Raw genomic sequence first — 13927 nt, 5'->3', positions numbered from 1 at the left:
ACGAGCCGGGTCTTACTTGGCGTCGGCCTTCTCGGCGTCGGCGGGCTTGTCGCCGGCCGGAGCCTCGGCAGCGTCGTCTTCCTTGACCACGATCAGGCTGATCTTGCCGCGGTTGTCGATGTCGGCGATCTCGACGCGGAGCTTGTCGCCCACGTTCACGACGTCCTCGACCTTGGCGATCCGCTTGCCGTTGCCCAGCTTGGAGATGTGCACCAGGCCGTCCTTGCCCGGCAGCAGCGAGACGAACGCGCCGAACGCGGCCGTCTTCACCACGGTGCCGAGGAAGCGCTCGCCGACCTTGGGCAGCTGCGGGTTGGCGATGGCGTTGATCAGGTCGATCGCCGCTTCCGCCGACGGGCCGTCCGAAGCGCCCACGTAGATCGTGCCGTCGTCCTCGATGGAGATGTCGGCACCGGTCTGCTCGGTGATCGAGTTGATCATCTTGCCCTTCGGGCCGATGACCTCGCCGATCTTGTCAACCGGGATCTTCACGCTGGTGACCCGCGGCGAGTACGGGCTCATCTCGTCCGGGCTGTCGATCGCCTCGGCGATGACCTCCAGGATGGTGGTGCGAGCGTCCTTCGCCTGCTTCAGCGCGGCCGCGAGCACCTCCGACGGGATGCCGTCGAGCTTCGTGTCCAGCTGCAGCGCGGTGATGATGTCCTTGGTGCCGGCGACCTTGAAGTCCATGTCGCCCAGGGCGTCCTCGGCACCGAGGATGTCGGTCAGCGCCACGTAACGCGTCTCGCCGTCGACCTCGTCGGAGACCAGGCCCATCGCGATGCCCGCGACCGGCGCCTTCAGCGGCACGCCGGCGTTGTACAGGCTCATCGTGGACGCGCAGACCGAGCCCATCGAGGTCGAGCCGTTGGAGCCCAGCGCCTCGGAGACCTGGCGGATCGCGTAGGGGAACTCGTCCCGCTTCGGCAGCACCGGCACCAGGGCGCGCTCGGCGAGCATGCCGTGGCCGATTTCGCGGCGCTTCGGCGAACCGACGCGGCCGGTCTCACCGGTGGAGAAGGGCGGGAAGTTGTAGTGGTGCATGTAGCGCTTGTGCGTCTCCGGGGACAGCGAGTCGATCTGCTGCTCCAGGCGAAGCATGTTCAGCGTGGTGACGCCCAGGATCTGGGTTTCGCCGCGCTCGAACAGCGCCGAACCGTGCGCCCGCGGGATCACGGCGACCTCGGCCGCGAGCGACCGGATGTCGGTGAGGCCACGGCCGTCCATGCGGATCTTCTCCGTCAGGACGCGCTGGCGCATGATCTTCTTCGTCAGGGCCTTGAACGCCCCGCCGATCTCCTTGTCGCGGCCTTCGAAGGCTTCGCCCTCACCGAGGCCGACCTTCTCCAGCACGGCGGCCTTGACCTCGTCGGTCGCGGCGTCGCGGTCCTGCTTGCCGGCGATCTGCAGCGCGCGGGCCAGGTCGTCGGTCGCGATGGCGGCGACGGCCTCGTAGACGTCCTGCTGGTAGGCCGGGTAGACCGGGAACTCGCCGGTCGGCTTCGCGGCGGCGTCGGCGAGGCGCTGCTGCGCCTCGCAGAGGACCTTGATGAACGGCTTCGAGGCCTCGAGGCCCTCGGCGACCGCGACCTCGTCCGGCGCCTTGCCGCCGTCGGCGATCAGGTCGAGCGTGTTCTCGGTGCCCTCGGCCTCGACCATCATGATCGCGACGTCGTCACCGACGATGCGGCCCGCGACGACCATGTTGAAGGTCGCCTTCTCCAGCTGCGACCAGGTCGGGAACGCGACCCACTGGCCCTCGATCAGCGCGACGCGGACGCCGCCGACCGGGCCGGAGAACGGCAGGCCGGCGATCTGGGTCGACGCCGAAGCGGCGTTGATGGCCAGCACGTCGTACGGGTCGTCCGGGTTGAGGCTCTGGACGGTGATGACGACCTGGATCTCGTTGCGGAGACCGTCGGCGAACGACGGGCGCAGCGGCCGGTCGATCAGGCGGCAGGTCAGGATCGCGTCGGTCGACGGGCGGCCCTCGCGGCGGAAGAACGCGCCGGGGATGCGGCCCGCGGCGTACATGCGCTCTTCGACGTCCACGGTCAGCGGGAAGAAGTCGAAGTGCTCCTTCGGGTGCTTCGACGCGGTCGTCGCCGAGAGCAGCATGGTCTCTTCGTCGAGGTACGCGACCACGGCGCCGGCGGCCTGCTTGGCCAGGCGGCCCGTCTCGAAGCGGACGGTGCGGGAACCGAACTTGCCGTTGTCGATCACGGCTTCGGTCTCGTGCACGGTGACTCCGGTGGAGTCGGTCATAGGGTGTTTCTCCTCTTTAGTTCCATCGCATCCGGCGCGAGTCTCCCACCCTGGGACCCGTTTCGCCTGAGGACGCTCGAGGAATGAGGCCGGTCTTCGATCGAAGCCCCCGGGACTCTTCCCGGGAACCACTACCGAGGACCGGCGGACGGACCCTCGTGCGCGCTCGCGCCGTTCTTTCTCTTTTGGACCGAGGGGGAGCGACCGTCGTGGTCACTCCCCCTCGGTTTGAAGCTATCGGCGCAGGCCGAGGCGCTGGATCAGCGCACGGTAACGCTCGATGTCCACCTTCATCACGTAGTTCAGCAACCGGCGGCGACGGCCGACCAGCAGCAGGAGCCCGCGACGGGAGTGGTGGTCGTGCTTGTGAGCCTTGAGGTGCTCGGTGAGGCCGACGATCCGCTTGGTCAGCAGCGCGACCTGGGCCTCGGGGGATCCCGTGTCCGAGTCGTGCACGCCGTACTCGGCCAGGATCGACTTCTTCTCTTCGGTGGACAGCGCCACTTGTGTTGCTCCTCGAAATAATCAGTGCCGTGCGGCCCCGGGCGTGGATGCACGCCGGGAAGACGGTCACGGCCGCCACGGACTGCAGCCGGACCCGAACGTCGAGGTTACCAGCCCGCTGAACAGCGTCTTCAGGCGCCGTCCAGCTCGAAGGCGCGGGCCACCCGGTAGCGGTGGCCACCCGGTTCGCGCTCGCTGGTCATCAGCGCCACCGTGCCCGCCGTCCAGCGACGGCTGGTGAAGCGGGCCAGCCTTTCGGTCCAACGCGCGGCGGGCCCCGGTTCTTCCCGGGGGAACCTCGCGAGCGTCAGGTGGGGCGTGTACGGCCTCGCCTCGGCGTCGGCCCCCGCGGCGTGCGCGAGGGGCGTCAGCTCCGATCCGGCGACAGTCAACCACAGCACCCCGGGGAAGGTCGCGGCCTTTTCCAGCCGGACGTCGACGGCCGGGCGCCCGGCCAGCCGGTCGGCCAGCCAGGCCGCGCGGGAGTCCACGTCGTCGGGCCCGTAGTAGGCGAGGGTGACGTGCCAGCGCTCGGGCGGCTCCCAGCGCAGGCCGTCGCCGGTTTCGCCGAGGGCTTCGGCGACCTGCTCGACGACGTCGTCCGGCGGGACCAGCGCGCTGAACAGGACCGGCATCAGGAGCCGTTGCCGGCCCGGCGCAGCAGGTCGGCGATGGCCGGGAAGTCGTCGTCGAGGCGCTTGGCGGCCTCGCCGAGGTCCTCGTCTTCGGCCACGTCACGCAGGTAGGCGAGGACGCGGCGGTCTTCGTTGATCACCGGGATGTTGTCGCGGCCGACCGTCGGGCGGGAGTCGCGGACGTCCTCCATCGCGGCCAGCATCGCGTCGCGGTTGCCGGCGGCGACCTCGGGCACCAGGATCTTGCGCTCGAGCATGATCATCCTGGCCAGCACGACCGGGTTGCCGATCTTGGCCCGCCGCCCGCTCATCACCTGGCTGAGCATCGGGGCGCTGATCCCGAGGACCTCGGCCAGGAACGCCTGCGAAACGTCGAACGCGACCACGAGCCGGCGCACGCGGTCGCCGAGCGGTTCCCCGTACCACTCGCGCTGCAACGCGATGTTGCGCTGGACGATCTTGTGGTCCTCCACCAGTCCCAATCCCCTAACCCCGCTTGCGCACACCGTCCGTGAGCATTTTGCCATCGCTGTCGCGTGCGTGAACGCGATTTCCCCTTATTCGCCCCCGGTAGGGGTGTCCGAGGGCACTTCCAGTGCCTTTCTCGTCTCGATCACGTCGTCGTCGATCTGCGTCACCAGCCCGGCCGAGTCGGCGAACCGGACCTGGTCGCGCAGCCGTGTCACGAAGTCGATCGCCACGTGCTGGCCGTAGAAGTCCTCGTCGACGTCGAGGACGAACGCCTCGACCGTCCGCTCGCGGCCGGAGAACGTCGGGTTCGTGCCCACCGAGACCGCGGCGCGCAGCCGGCGCGACGGGTCGGCCGAGCGGGTGAACCAGGCGCTGTAGACGCCGTCGGCCGGGACGGCGGCGAAGCGCGGCGTCGACAGGTTCGCCGTCGGGTAGCCGAGCTCGTGGCCGCGGCCGTCGCCGCGTACGACGATCCCTTCCAGGCGGTGCGGGCGACCGAGCGCCTCGGCCGCGGCGACGACGTCCCCGGCGTCGATGCACGACCGGACGTAGGTGCTGGAGAAGGTGATCGCCGACTGGTCCTCTTCGGACAGTTCCTTGCCCTGCAGTTCGGCGCCGTAGGCGGCGAAGCCGAACCGGCGGCCGAGGGTGCGCAGCAGGGCGACGTCGCCGGCGGCCTTGGCGCCGAAGGTGAAGTTGTCGCCGACGACCACCGCGGCCGCGTGCAGCCGGTCGACGAGCACCTCGTGCACGAACTCCTCCGGCTGCAGCCGGGACAGCTCCAGGGTGAAGGGCAGCACGCAGAAGACGTCGATGCCGAGGCCCTCGACGATTTCCGCCTTGCGCCGCAACGTGGTCAGCTGCGCCGGGTGGCTGCCGGGGCGCAGGACCTCCGACGGGTGCGGGTCGAACGTCAGCATGACGCTCGGCAGCCCGCGTTCGGCCGCCGCGGCGACGGTCCGGCTGACCAGCTCCTGGTGCCCGCGGTGCACACCGTCGAACACGCCGATGGTGACCACGCACCGGCCCCAGCCGCCGGGGAGGTCCCCCAGCCCACGCCACCGCAGCACGTCAGACTCCCGTCTCTCAAGAGCCACCCTAGGCGGGCAGCAGCACCACCACTGCGCGGGACACGCCTTCTTCGTCGGCGGCCAGCGCGAGCACCCGGCCGTCGGGGCCGAAGAGCCCGTAGGTCCCTTCGAGACCGGCCGCCGGGATGCGCTGGCCGTGCCGGACCGCCTTCGCCGTGGCGGCGTCGAGGTCGCGGCGGGGGAAGGCCGCGGCGACCGCGGCGTCGAGGTCCAGGCTCAGTTCGGGCTGCTCCTCGAGCTGGTCGAGGGTCCGGGCCTTCGCCAGGGTGAACGGGCCGACCGTGGTGCGCCGCAGCGCCTTCAGGTGGCCGCCGGCGCCGAGGTCCGCGCCGAGGTCGCGGGCGAGCGCGCGGACGTAGGTGCCGGACGAGCACTCGACGACGGCGTCGACCTCGACGCGGTCGTCCTCGTGGCGGATGGCCAGGACGTCGAAGCGGTAGACGGTCACCGGGCGGGCCGGGATCACGACGTCCTCGCCGGCGCGGACGCGGGCGTAGGCGCGCTTGCCGTCGATCTTGACCGCGCTGACCGCGCTCGGCACCTGCTGGATGTCGCCGGTCAGCTTGGCGACGCCTTCGGCGATCTCGTCGTCGGTGATCTTTTCGGTGTCCCCGGTAGTGAGGACCTCGCCCTCGGCGTCGTCGGTCGTGGTGCTGCTGCCGAGGCTGAGGGTGGCGAGGTAGGTCTTGCGGTCCAGCGCGAGGTGGCCGAGCAGCTTGGTCGCGCGCTCGATGCCGAGCACCAGCACGCCGGTCGCCATCGGGTCGAGCGTGCCGGCGTGCCCGACCTTGCGGGTGCCCATGATCCGGCGGGCGCGGGCGACGACGTCGTGCGACGTCATGCCGGCGGGCTTGTCGACGATCAGGAGACCGGGCGGCGGGGTGGGACGGCGGGGCGGTTTGGGGCTCGACACGCGGGAAACCCTAGCGGCCGCCGATCGTGGGTCGATCAGGCCGCCGCGACCCGCCAGGATGGGAGCGTGACGGAGATCGAAGTCCGGGCCGCCCGGCCCGCCGAACTGGCCGCCGTCGCCGGGCTCCGGTGGCGCTGGGTGGCCGAGCAGGACGGCCTGCCCGGCGACGGCCGCGCGGGGTTCGTGCACGAGTTCGCCGCGTGGGCGCGGGAGAACTCGGCCACCCACCACTGCCTCGTCGTGGTCCGCGACGGGCGGGTGCTCGGGATGGCGTTCCTGGCGGTCACCCCGCGCGTGCCGACCCCGACGGCGTTCACGAGGGCGTGCGGAGACGTGCAGAGCGTGTACGTCGTGCCGGAAGCCCGTCGCGGCGGGCTCGGCGGGATGCTGATCGAAGCCGTCCTGCGGCTGGCCGGGGAGCTGGGGCTGGAGCGCGTCACCGTGCACTCCTCCGGGCAGGCCGTGCCCGCCTACGAGCGGCGCGGGTTCGCGGTCGCGCCGCAGCTGCTGCAGGCGTCGGTCACGCGGCCACGATCGGTGTCTCCGGCAGGGCGGCGTCCCAGCGGCGGCGGGTGATCCGGACCGGCAGCTCCTCGCCGCGGGCTTCGGCGAGGAACAGGTGGGCGCGGGTGCGGCGCCACCACACGAGCATCCGGACCGTGCCCAGCGCGAGGATCGCGACGATGGCCAGCAGCGAGATGCGGAAGCTGCCGCCGGTCCACTGCAGCAGCACGCCGACGAGCAGGGCGGCGATGGTCGTCGCCACGAAACCGCCGACGTTGACCACGCCGGTCGCGGTGCCGACGCGGCTGAGCGGGTTGTAGTCGCGAGCGAGCGCGAAGCCGATCATCGACGCCGGGCCGCCCAGGGCGAGGAACGCGAACGCGGGCACCAGCACCGGCACGGGCACCGCGCCCGGCCAGCTCAGCAGCACCGCCCAGACCAGCGCGGCCCCGCCGATGTAGCCGCCGACCAGCGGCATCCGCAGCGACGGGTGCCGGCCGATCACGCCGCCGAGCAGCGGGCCGCCGGCCATCGAGCCGAAGACGAACACGGTGAGCAGCGCGCTGGCCGTGGCCTTCGACTGCCCCTGGCCCTGCACCAGCCACGGGACGCCCCAGAGCAGCGTCAGGGCGTTGGGGGCGAACATCGTGCTGAAGTGGACCCAGAAGCCCAGGCGCGTCCCCGGCGTCCGCCAGGCCTCGGCGACCTGGTGGGCGAGCTGGCGCGGGCGGACTTCTTCGCGGACGGGCTCCGGGGTGCCGGCCGGGACGTCGCGGACCCGGAGCGTCACGACCAGGGTGTAGAGGACGGTGATGGCGCCGACGGCGAGGAAGGTCGGGGTCCAGCCGGCGCTGTCGAGCACCAGCGAGAGCGGGACGGTGGCGGCGAGGTTGCCGATGTAGCCGACGGCCGCGGTGAACGACGTCAGCAGCGCGTACTGGCGGCCCGGGAAGTGGGCGGCGACCAGGCGCAGGACGCTGACGAAGGTGAGCGCGTCGCCGAGGCCGAGGACGCCGCGGGCGAGCAGGCCGAGGCCGTAGGAGTGGGCGACGCCGAGGAGGAGCTGACCGGCGCCGAGGATCAGGACAGCGGCGGTGAGGACGCGGCGGGGGCCGTAGCGGTCGACCAGGACGCCGGTCGGGATCTGCATCGCGGCGTAGACGCCGACCTGCAGGACGGTGAACGTCCCGAGCGCGGCCGCGCCGACGCCGAAGCGCTCGGCCGCCTGCAGCCCGGCGACGCCGAAGGAGGTGCGGTGGAAGACCGCGAGGAGGTAGACGGTGACGGCGGTGAGCCAGATGAGCCAGGACCGGGCGGTGGCGCGGCCGGTGGCGGGCGGCACAAGTTCCTCCAGGGATTTGGGCGTTTCGTGGCGGACGCCTGCACTGCCGTCCCTACTACTTGTAGCGCCTAAGCAACGACGAAACATAGCTGTTATCCCGGTGGCGTTCACCACATGGTTCTATGTGAATCTCCTTCATGTTCGGGGGTGGTGTGGTGACCGGGCTCCACGGGGCGCACGCGGTGATCACGGGCGGGTCCAGCGGGATCGGCTTGGCGACGGCGGCGGCCCTGGGCGCGCGCGGCGCGTCGGTGTCCCTGGTGGCGCGGGACGAATCCCGGCTGCGGAAGGCTTCGGTGTCGTTGAAGTCACGCGGGTACGCGGTGCGGACGGCGGTGGCCGACGTCTCTTCGCAGGGGGAAGTGGCAGCGGCGTTCTCTTCGTTGGTGGACGCGGCGGGGCCGTGCGACGTGCTGGTGACGTCCGCGGGGCAGGCGCGTCCGGGAGAGTTTCTTTCGCTGGACGACGAGGTGTTCCGGCGGATGGTGGAGGTCGACTACTTCGGGACGTTGCACGCGGTCCGCGAGGTGGCGCCATCGATGGTCCGGCGGCGGACGGGGTCGATCGTGGCGATCTCCTCGGCGGCGGCGGTGCTGGGGATCTACGGGTACACGGCGTACGCGCCGGCGAAGTTCGCGGTGCGGGGGTTGATGGAGGCGCTGCGGGACGAGCTGAACCCGGCCGGGGTGCATGTGGCGTGCGTGTATCCGCCGGATGTGGACACGCCGCAGCTGGCGGAGGAGAACCGGTGGAAGCCTCTCGAGACGGCCGCGATCAGCGGGACGATCCGGCCGATGGCGGCGGAGGCGGTGGCTTCGGCGATCGTGCGGGCGGTGGAGCGGGAGCGGTACGCCGTTTACCCGGACCGGTCGGTGGCTTTGCTGGCGGCGTTGGGTCCGCTGGCGGCGCCGTTCTTGAGGCGGATGGTGGACCGGCGGATACGCCACGCCCGGCGGGCCCGGGCTTGAGCGGTCTGCTCGGCGCGCGAGTAGTGCGGCGGCTGCCGGGCCGGCGGGTCCGGCACGCCCGCAGCGCGCGGGCTTGGGCGGGTTCTCGGCGCGCGGGTAGGTACGGCGGCTGCCGGGCCGGCGGCTGCCGGGCCCGCCGGGCGCGCCGGGCGCGCCGAGCCGAGGGGTTCGGCGAGCCGGATCGCGCCGGTTACCGGCCGCGGCGGCCGCTGAACCGGCCGGCGCTGCGACCGGTTAGACCGGCGGTGTCACGCCGGCAACCGCCCCAATCCGCCCCGCCCCAGGCCCTGCCCCGGCCCCGCTGTCACGCCGGGCGGATCGCGCCCGTCACCGCCCAGTTGCCCGACCTCCAGCGGACCAGCACGAACACCAGCCGGAGCACCATGAACAGCGACAGGCCGGTCCAAATCCCCGTCAACCCCCAGCCGAAGCCCAACGAGGCCCAGATCAGCGGGAGGAAGCCGAGCGCCGCGCTGCCCAATGTCGCGTTGCGCAAGAATGCCGCGTCGCCCGCTCCCAGCAGCACTCCGTCCAACGCGAACACCACCCCCGCGATCGGCTGCAGCGCCACGAAGAACCACCACGCGTGCGGGATCTCGGCCAGCACCCCCGGGTCGGACGTGAACGCGTGCGGCAGCACCCACGACAACGCCGCGAACAGCACGCACAGGAAACACCCCAGCAGCAGCCCGTACCCGGTGATCTGCGTCGCCACCCCGCGCGCCTGCCTCGCCGAGTTCGCGCCCAGGGCCGCCCCCACCAGGGACTGCGCCGCGATCGCCACCGAGTCCAGCACCAGCGCCAAGAACGTCCACAACTGCAGCACCACCTGGTGCGCGCCCACCGCTTCCGTCGAGGTGCGGGCCGCCACCGCCGCCGCCGAAATGAAGCACGCCTGGAACGCCAAGCTGCGCAACACCAGGTCGCGGCCCAGGCCCAGCTGGGCGCGCATCACCTTGAAGTCCGGGCGCAGCCCCACCTTCTCGCGCACCAGCGCCACGACGAACAGCGACGCCGAGATCACCTGCGCCACGACGTTCGCGATCGCCGAGCCCTCCAGGCCGAGGTCCGCGCCGTAGACGAGCACCGGGCACAGCACCGCCGAAATCCCGTTGCCCGCCAGCACGTACCGCAACGGCTTCGCGGCGTCCTGCACCCCGCGCATCCAGCCGTTGCCCGCCATCGTGACCAGGATCAGCGGCGCCCCGAACCACGCGATCCGCACCCACGAGACGGCCGCGGCGGCGACCTCGTCGCTGCCCGACAGCGCTCGCGCGATCGGCCACGCGAGCAGCTGCCCCGCCACCAGCACGAAGAGCCCGACCAGCACCGCCAGCCACGTCGCCTGGACGCCTTCGCGGACCGCGTCGGCCCGGCGGCCCGCGCCGTGCAGCCGGGCGGTGCGGGACGTCGTGCCGTACGACAGGAACGTCAGCTGGCTCGACACCTGGGCCAGCACGACGCCGCCGAGCGCGAGCCCGGCCAGCGGCAGCGCGCCCAGGTGGCCGACCACCGCGGTGTCGACCAGCACGTACAACGGCTCGGCGGCCAGCACCCCCAGCGCGGGCACGGCCAGGCCGAGCACGCGCTTCGCCGGGATCCGCTCCGTCTCCTCCACGTTCACCACGAACCGGACTCTAACCGCCCCCACCGACAGTTCTGACCGGCGGGAACGCGGGAACTTTCCCGGCTCGCCGTCCGACTGCGGCGGGGGTGAGCCGCGAGCTGGCGGGCTGGGCTGGGCAGGCCGGGCGGAGCGGGGCACGGCAGGCAGACAGGGCGGCCGGGCCCAGGCGGCCCGGGCCCCAGGCGAAGCGGGGCAGGGCGAGGCGGGGCGGGGCCGGGCCAAGCCAGGGCAGGCCAAGCTGGGCCAGGCCAGGCCAGGCCAGGCCAGGCGGAGCGGGGCCAGAGGGCTAGGCGGGGCGGCCCAGCGGAGCGGGCGGCGGGCAGGCGAGGCGAGGCCAAGCGGGGCGGGCACAGCAAACCGGGACAGTTAGGCAAAGCCTGCGAGGCGAGCGGCTACAGCAGCGGCGCCCGCTCCAGCGCCTCCCGCAACCCGGCGAGGACGTCCGGGGCGGTTCCCGCGATCGTGCAGCCCGCGGCCTGCCGGTGCCCGCCGCCGCCGAACTCCGCTGCCACCGCCGACACGTCGATTCCGATCGAGCGCAACGAAATCTGCCACTGCGCCGGGTTCGTCACGTCCTGCTTGAGCACCGCCGCGACGGCCGCCTCGCGCACCGAGCGGACCACGTCGATCACCGACTCGACCTCTTCGCCGCGGACCGTCCGTGCCTCGTCGACCCCCACCACCGCGTGCACGAAACCCCGCCCTTGCGCGGCTTCCGGCTCCAGAGCAGCCTCGCTCAGCACCGACGACAGCATCGGAAGCCAGCTGAACGGCCGCTCGTCGACGATCCGCCGCACCACCTTCTCCGGGTCGACGCCCGCCTCCAGCAGCCGCGCGGCCATCCGGTGCGTCTCCGGGCTCGCCCGGCGGAACCCGCTCGTGTCGGTGACGATCCCGGCGTAGATCCCGCGCGCGATCGGCTCGTCGAGCTCGACGCCCATCGCGTCCAGGATCCGGAAGACGAGGATCGCGCTGGCCTCGGCCGTCTCGTCGACGACGTTGCAGCCGCCGTAGAACGTGTTGGTCGCGTGGTGGTCGATCACCAGCACCGAGCCGGCGAGTTCGACGCGCCCGGCGAGCCGGCCCAGCCGCTTCGGCACCGGCGTGTCGACGCAGACCAGGAGCGCTTCGCTGTCCGGCAGGTCGTCCGGGTGGGTGAGCAGGCCGTCCTCGTCCAGCCACCGCAGCGTCTCCGGGGCCTCGTCGGGCTCGCCGAACGACACGCGGACGCGGGCACCGCGCTGGTGCAACGCCCGGCCGAGGGCGAGCGCGCTGCCGAGGGCGTCCGCGTCCGGGCGGACGTGGCCGAGCACCGTCACGTCGGTCGCCGACGCGAGCAACGCGGCCGCGTCCCGGATGTCCTGCGCCAAAGTAGGGGTCACGGTGCGTCACGCTACGCTCTGCGGGATGCCTGAGTACGTGATCCTGGTCCACCCGTCAGCCAACCGGGTCTACGCCGCCTCCTCCCCCGCGCTGCTGCGCGCCGAGCTGGCGGTGTTCGGCGCGGCGCTGCCGGCCGAGCTGTCCGGGATCGAGGAGATCGAGCTCGGCGGCGTCGGGTACGTGCGCTTCACCAGCTCGGTGCCGCTCGGCGGCCGCGACCTCGGCCTGCTGTCGAACCTTTCGTCGCTGTACGCGCTGTTCGAGCTGGGTGACGGCGTCCTGCGCCCGGTCACGGTGACGCCGCTGGCGAAGGCCGACTCGGACCTGCTGACCATCCAGAAGTACCCGGGCAAGACGAACGAGTCGTTCACGAAGCTGCTGCTGAACGTCACGCTGCTGGCGACCGCCGACCCGTTCTCCGACCGGCCGAAGTACCTGCTCGACCCGCTGTGCGGCCGCGGAACCACGCTGAACCAGGCGATGATGTACGGCCTGCACGCCACCGGCCTGGACGTCGACGCCAAGGACTTCGAGGCCTACGAGGCGTTCATCAAGACGTGGCTGCGGAACAAGCGCGTCAAGCACACCGCCGACTCGGGTCAGCTGCGGCGCAACAAGGTCCGCCTCGGGCGCCGCCTCGACATCGAGTACGCGCTGGACAAGGAAGCGTACAAAGCGGGCGACACCCGCAAGCTCACCTACTTCCAGGCCGACACGCTGACCACCGACGAGGTGCTGCGGGCGAACTCGTGCGACGTGATCGTCACCGACGCGCCGTACGGCGTCCAGCACGGCAGCCACCGCGAGGCCGGTCTGCAGCGCAGCCCGCGCGACCTGCTCGCGGCGGCCGTCCCGGTGTGGACGCGCGTGCTGCGGCCCGGCGGGGCGCTCGGCATCTCGTGGAACACCACCGTGCTGCCCCGCGAGGAGCTCGTCGCGGTGCTGCGCAAGGCCGGGCTCGACGTCCGCGAAGGCGGGCCGTGGGACGAGTTCGCCCACCGGGTCGACCAGGCCATCCTGCGTGACCTGGTCGTCGCGGTGAAACCCGCCTCCTGAGTCGACAAGGCGCTACTGGGTGAGCTCGCCCTTCACCGGCGCCTGCCCGTTGTCCTCGGGCGCGCCGGGAGCCGGCGGCGGCGCGCTCAGGCCGCGCTTCACCGAGTCCAAGATGGACAGTCCCTGGCCGACGAGCCCGGCAGCCATCTCGCCGAGGCCGTCGGCGCCGTTGAGGATGTTGACGTTCGCGCCGGACAGGCCGCGGCCCGCCTCCTTCACGATCTGCGGCAGCTGGTCGATGAGCATCCGGTCGAGCGCGACCCGGTTGTTCGACGCGGCCGCCTCGGCCTGCACGCGCATCTTCTCCGCGTCCGCCAGCGCCAGGATGCGGATCCGCTCGGCCTCCGCGTCGGCCGGCTTGATCACCTCGGCGACCAGCTGCTGCTGGCGCAGCTCGGCCTCGCGCTGCGCCAGCTCGGTGCGCGCGTCGATGACCTCCTGCTGGGCCTTCGCCTGCGCGAGCGGGCCGGCCTGCGCCGCCTCGGCCTGGGCCGCCTCGACCTCGGCGCGGTACTGCGCCTGCACGATCGACGTCTGCCGGGCGTACTCCGCCTGCGTCCGCTGGGACTTCTGCTCGGCTTCGGCCGCCGCCTGGTTCGCCACCGCCTGGGCGATTTGCGCGTCCCGCTGGATGGCGGCGTTGTGCGGCGCGGCCATCGCGGCGATGTAGCCGAGCTTCATGTCGTCGATGGACTGGATCTGCAGCGCGTCGACGGTGAGCCCGATCTTCGCCATCTCCACCGCCGAGCCGTCCAGCACCTCGGTGGCGAGCTTCTGCCGCTCGGTGATGATCTCCTCGACCGTCATCGACCCGATGATCGAGCGCAGGTGGCCGGCGAAGATGCGGCCGGTCAGCACGGACATCTGGTCCTGGTCGGAGAGGAAGCGCTGGCCGGCGTTGACGATGCTCTCGGTGTCGTTGCCGACCTTGAACGCGATCACCGCTCGCACGGTCAGGGCGATGGCCTGTTTCGTGACGCACACTTCGGTCACTTCGGCTTCGTTCATGGAAAGCGTAAGGAACCGGACTTTCCGGAAAATCGGCATGACGAACGCGCCGTGGCCGGTGACGACCCGGAACGGCGAGGCGCCCTGACTGTGCTTGCCCCCGGAGATCAGCATCGCCTCGTTGGGCGCGGGAACGCGATACCCGAACATGGCTGTCCTT

At 71.9% G+C, this 13927-nt stretch carries 13 protein-coding genes; 3 read left to right on the top strand and 10 right to left on the bottom strand.

All coding sequences use genetic code 11. The features are described from left to right. Positions 1 to 12 precede the first annotated feature (12 nt). The 6 genes from ACZ7OH_RS21885 to truB form a co-directional block, all read right to left on the bottom strand. The gene (locus ACZ7OH_RS21885) at positions 13 to 2265 is read right to left on the bottom strand and encodes a polyribonucleotide nucleotidyltransferase (protein ID WP_400905114.1); all 2253 of its coding nucleotides are present in this window, start codon (positions 2263 to 2265) and stop codon (positions 13 to 15) included. 234 nt (positions 2266 to 2499) lie between these two features. Beyond that, positions 2500 to 2769, bottom strand: coding sequence for a 30S ribosomal protein S15 (rpsO, locus tag ACZ7OH_RS21880; protein WP_003084034.1), 270 nt, complete (start codon positions 2767 to 2769; stop codon positions 2500 to 2502). Between the two features lie 131 nt (positions 2770 to 2900). Beyond that, positions 2901 to 3404 (bottom strand): RNA 2',3'-cyclic phosphodiesterase, encoded by a 504-nt coding sequence (gene thpR / locus ACZ7OH_RS21875; protein ID WP_470282432.1) that lies wholly within the window; start codon positions 3402 to 3404, stop codon positions 2901 to 2903. Continuing rightward, complete coding sequence (locus ACZ7OH_RS21870) at positions 3404 to 3877, bottom strand: helix-turn-helix domain-containing protein (RefSeq protein WP_086683272.1); 474 nt, start codon at positions 3875 to 3877, stop codon at positions 3404 to 3406. The genes thpR and ACZ7OH_RS21870 overlap by 1 nt, the downstream gene beginning before the upstream one ends. Before the next feature lie 84 nt (positions 3878 to 3961). Continuing rightward, complete coding sequence (locus tag ACZ7OH_RS21865; RefSeq protein ID WP_400905107.1) at positions 3962 to 4945, bottom strand: bifunctional riboflavin kinase/FAD synthetase; 984 nt, start codon at positions 4943 to 4945, stop codon at positions 3962 to 3964. Positions 4946 to 4973: 28 nt separating this feature from the next. Next, a complete protein-coding gene (gene truB, locus ACZ7OH_RS21860) occupies positions 4974 to 5879 on the bottom strand; it encodes a tRNA pseudouridine(55) synthase TruB (protein ID WP_470282431.1) in 906 nt (301 codons plus the stop codon). A 66-nt stretch (positions 5880 to 5945) separates the two neighbouring features. Here truB and ACZ7OH_RS21855 point away from each other — a divergent pair, with 66 nt between their 5' ends. Continuing rightward, positions 5946 to 6455 (top strand): GNAT family N-acetyltransferase, encoded by a 510-nt coding sequence (locus ACZ7OH_RS21855; RefSeq protein WP_470282430.1) that lies wholly within the window; start codon positions 5946 to 5948, stop codon positions 6453 to 6455. On the opposite strand, the gene ACZ7OH_RS21850 is transcribed toward ACZ7OH_RS21855, so the two are convergent. Beyond that, positions 6400 to 7725, bottom strand: a complete 1326-nt coding sequence (locus ACZ7OH_RS21850) for an MFS transporter (protein ID WP_470282429.1) — start codon at positions 7723 to 7725, stop codon at positions 6400 to 6402. The two genes, ACZ7OH_RS21855 and ACZ7OH_RS21850, sit on opposite strands and share 56 nt — an antisense overlap. A 155-nt stretch (positions 7726 to 7880) precedes the next feature. Between ACZ7OH_RS21850 and ACZ7OH_RS21845 the strand changes: the two genes are divergently transcribed. After that, complete coding sequence (locus ACZ7OH_RS21845; protein ID WP_470282428.1) at positions 7881 to 8693, top strand: SDR family oxidoreductase; 813 nt, start codon at positions 7881 to 7883, stop codon at positions 8691 to 8693. A gap of 304 nt (positions 8694 to 8997) precedes the next feature. Here ACZ7OH_RS21845 and ACZ7OH_RS21840 read toward each other — a convergent pair whose 3' ends face one another. Together ACZ7OH_RS21840 and ACZ7OH_RS21835 are read right to left on the bottom strand one after the other, a co-directional pair. After that, a complete protein-coding gene (locus tag ACZ7OH_RS21840) occupies positions 8998 to 10317 on the bottom strand; it encodes an MATE family efflux transporter (protein ID WP_470282603.1) in 1320 nt (439 codons plus the stop codon). A gap of 395 nt (positions 10318 to 10712) precedes the next feature. Next, complete coding sequence (locus ACZ7OH_RS21835) at positions 10713 to 11702, bottom strand: DHH family phosphoesterase (RefSeq protein ID WP_470282427.1); 990 nt, start codon at positions 11700 to 11702, stop codon at positions 10713 to 10715. A gap of 25 nt (positions 11703 to 11727) precedes the next feature. On the opposite strand from ACZ7OH_RS21835, the gene ACZ7OH_RS21830 reads away from it, so the two are divergent. Further along, the gene (locus tag ACZ7OH_RS21830; RefSeq protein ID WP_470282426.1) at positions 11728 to 12759 is read left to right on the top strand and encodes a TRM11 family SAM-dependent methyltransferase; all 1032 of its coding nucleotides are present in this window, start codon (positions 11728 to 11730) and stop codon (positions 12757 to 12759) included. Positions 12760 to 12771: 12 nt separating this feature from the next. Here the strand turns inward: ACZ7OH_RS21830 and ACZ7OH_RS21825 are convergent, their stop codons facing one another. After that, the gene (locus ACZ7OH_RS21825; RefSeq protein WP_470282425.1) at positions 12772 to 13917 is read right to left on the bottom strand and encodes an SPFH domain-containing protein; all 1146 of its coding nucleotides are present in this window, start codon (positions 13915 to 13917) and stop codon (positions 12772 to 12774) included. Positions 13918 to 13927 lie beyond the last annotated feature (10 nt).

The sequence above is a fragment of the Amycolatopsis sp. NPDC114478 genome (genome assembly GCF_055633805.1).
The sequence above is the reverse complement of the archived record's forward strand: the minus strand, read 5'-3'. Positions and strand labels throughout refer to the sequence as shown.

Bases quoted from the DNA above. Each gene is read 5' to 3' on its own strand.
- ACZ7OH_RS21885 (WP_400905114.1), bottom strand. From the start codon at position 2,265: ATGACCGACTCCACCGGAGTCACCGTGCACGAGACCGAAGCCGTGATC.
- thpR (WP_470282432.1), bottom strand. From the start codon at position 3,404: ATGCCGGTCCTGTTCAGCGCGCTGGTCCCGCCGGACGACGTCGTCGAG.
- ACZ7OH_RS21830 (WP_470282426.1), top strand. From the start codon at position 11,728: ATGCCTGAGTACGTGATCCTGGTCCACCCGTCAGCCAACCGGGTCTAC.
- ACZ7OH_RS21825 (WP_470282425.1), bottom strand. From the start codon at position 13,917: ATGTTCGGGTATCGCGTTCCCGCGCCCAACGAGGCGATGCTGATCTCC.